Origin of the sequence: uncultured Roseovarius sp., assembly GCF_913057115.1 — a bacterium.
GTDB lineage: Bacteria > Pseudomonadota > Alphaproteobacteria > Rhodobacterales > Rhodobacteraceae > Roseovarius.
The window spans coordinates 1-2,583 of sequence record NZ_CAJXNN010000076.1; the positions used below are offsets into that span (position 1 = coordinate 1).

Below are 2,583 nucleotides of genomic sequence, written 5' to 3' on the forward strand. Positions count from 1 at the left end.
TCGTTGACCGCCAGCACGTCTTGCCCGTCCACTTGATGGGCCTCGATGCCGAAGGCCTCGGCGCGGGCGGTGATGGAGCCGGCGGCGATCTCTTCGGTCTTGGTGTATTCGGAATAGCCGTTGTTTTCACAGGCGTAGATCACCGGCAGGTTCCACAGCGCGGCCATGTTCATGACCTCGTAGAGCAGGCCCTGCGCGGTGGCCCCGTCGCCGAAGAAGCAGACGGTGACATCGTCCTTGCCCAGCAGCTTGGAGGTAAAGGCCGAGCCGGTCGCAATGCCCATGGAGCCGCCGACGATGGCGTTGGCCCCGAGGTTGCCGTTGGACTGATCGGCGATATGCATCGAACCGCCCTTGCCCCGGCAATAGCCTTCTTCCTTGCCCAGAAGCTCGCAGAACATTTCCTTGAATTCGGCGCCCTTGGCCACGCAGTGCCCATGGCCCCGGTGGGTCGAGGTGATCTTGTCGTCGGTGGTCAGCGCCTCGCAGATGCCGACAGCCACGGCTTCCTCGCCGGAATACATATGCGTCAGCCCCGGCATCTTGGCCGAGAGGTAAAGCTGGTTGGCGTTGTCCTCGAAGGTGCGGATGCGTACCATCTGGCGGTACATCCGCAGATAATCTTCGGTGTTGGTTTTGGTCTTGGCCATGATGTCCTCTTGGGCGATGGGCAAAGCGCCCGCCTTGCGCAGGGAGGAACGCAAGGCGGGGGGTGCCGCCGGTCAGTAGCGGTTGGCGATCGGCAGTTCTTCGGCGGGGAAGAGGCTGATCACTTCGCAGCCTGTCTCGGTCACGACGACTTCTTCCTCGATCCGGGCGGCGGAGTAGCCGTCTGCTGCGGGGCAGTAGGTTTCCAGCGCGAAGACCATCCCGGTCTTGATTTCCATCGGGTGATCAAGGCTGACCGCACGACTGATGATCGGGCGTTCGTGCAACGCCAGCCCGAGACCGTGGCCGAATTGCAGACCAAACGCTTGATCCTCATTCGCGAAACCGAGCGATTCCGCGGTCGGCCAGACTTCGGCCACCTTGTCGGTGGTGACACCCGGCTTGATCATGGCGATCGAGGCGTCGATCCATTCGCGGGCTTTCACATAGGCGTCGTTCTGCGCCGGGGTGGCGCGGCCCACGTTGAAGGTCCTGTAGTAGCAGGTTCTATAGCCCTGATAGGACTGGAGAATGTCGAAAAAGGCCTGATCGCCGGGGCGGATCAAACGGTCGGTGAAGTTGTGCGGATGCGGGTTGCAGCGCTCGCCGGAAATGGCGTTGATCGCTTCCACGTCGTCCGAGCCCATTTCGTAGAGCAGCTTGTTGGACATGGCGACGATGTCGTTTTCGCGCACGCCGGGTTTCAGCTCTTCGTAGATCATGTGATAGACGCCATCGACCATGCTGGCCGCTTGGGTCAGAAGCTGGATTTCATCCCAGTTCTTGATTTCGCGCGCCGCCAGCATGATCTGCTGGCCGTCGACGACCTTGATGCCTTCTTCCTGCAATGCGTGGAACATCGCGGTTTCGGCATAGTCCACACCGACGGGCATATCGGCCATGCCCGCATCCTTGATCAGCTGGGCGATCATCTTGGCGTATTTGCGCATCAGGCCGAATTCGGGCGGGATGGTGCCGCGCATGCCGACAACGCCGGCGAGGCAGTGATCGGGCTCCAGCCAGTCGGAGTGAAGCTGGTGATGCACCGCGGCGGAGCCGAAATCCCAGACGTAAGGCGAATCGTCGCCCGTCAGCAGGCAGAAACGGCACATCTTGTCGCGTTCCCATTCGCCGATCTTGGTGGCGCTGACATAGCGGATGTTGTTCACGTCGAAGAGCAGCAGAGACCCCGCGTTGGAATTCTGCAAGGATTGCCGGGTGCGGGCCAGACGGTAGCGGCGCAACCGGTCATGATCGACGCGGCGTTCGAAATCCACGGCCATGTGACCATGGGCCGGCAGCTTTTCGCGCCATTGCCAATTGGTTTCGAGGTCCTGCGGGGTGAGCAGGTTCGGCATGAGGGCGTTGCCTGGACGTTCTGACATTTGAAACTCCTTTCGGGTGCGATCATGCGCACCCGGTCATGATGAGAATTCGGGGGTGGCCGATTATTTCGTGACCCAGCCGCCGTCGATCGAGATCATCTGGCCGGTCATGTAGTCGCTGTCATTGCTGGCGAGGAACGACGCGGTGCCGGTGATGTCTTCGGGGTAGGACACACGTTTGATCACCAGGTTGCTTTCGACGATATCCTCGTAGGCCTGACCCTCGCGCTCCTTGAAGCCGATATCGACAAGGTCCTTGTCGAGTTGCTCCCACAGCGGGGTGACAACCACGCCGGGGGCGTAGCCATTCACCGTGATGTTGTGCTCGGCCAGCCCCAGCGCGCCGCATTCGGTCAGCGCGAGGCAACCGTATTTCGAGGTGCAATAGACGGTGACATCGACCAGCGGCTTGCGCGAGGCGATGGAGCCCACGTTGATGAGCTTGTAGGGGTGATCCTCCATCGGGCCCTGCTCGATCATCTGCTTGGCCACTTCCTGCATGCCCAGCCACATCGCCTTGGTGTTGACGTTCATGATCATGTCCCAGTTG

At 61.1% G+C, this 2,583-nt stretch carries 3 protein-coding genes; all 3 read right to left on the bottom strand.

Annotated features, from left to right (window positions below; translation table 11 throughout):
- A partial coding sequence (locus tag QZ498_RS17040; protein ID WP_294624414.1) for a thiamine pyrophosphate-dependent dehydrogenase E1 component subunit alpha occupies window positions 1-650 on the bottom strand: 650 nt, incomplete at its 3' end.
- A gap of 72 nt (window positions 651-722) precedes the next feature.
- Window positions 723-2,033 (bottom strand): Xaa-Pro peptidase family protein, encoded by a 1,311-nt coding sequence (locus QZ498_RS17045; protein WP_294624416.1) that lies wholly within the window; start codon window positions 2,031-2,033, stop codon window positions 723-725.
- A 63-nt stretch (window positions 2,034-2,096) separates the two neighbouring features.
- The coding region (locus QZ498_RS17050; RefSeq protein ID WP_294624418.1) for an SDR family oxidoreductase at window positions 2,097-2,583 on the bottom strand (487 nt) is incomplete at its 5' end.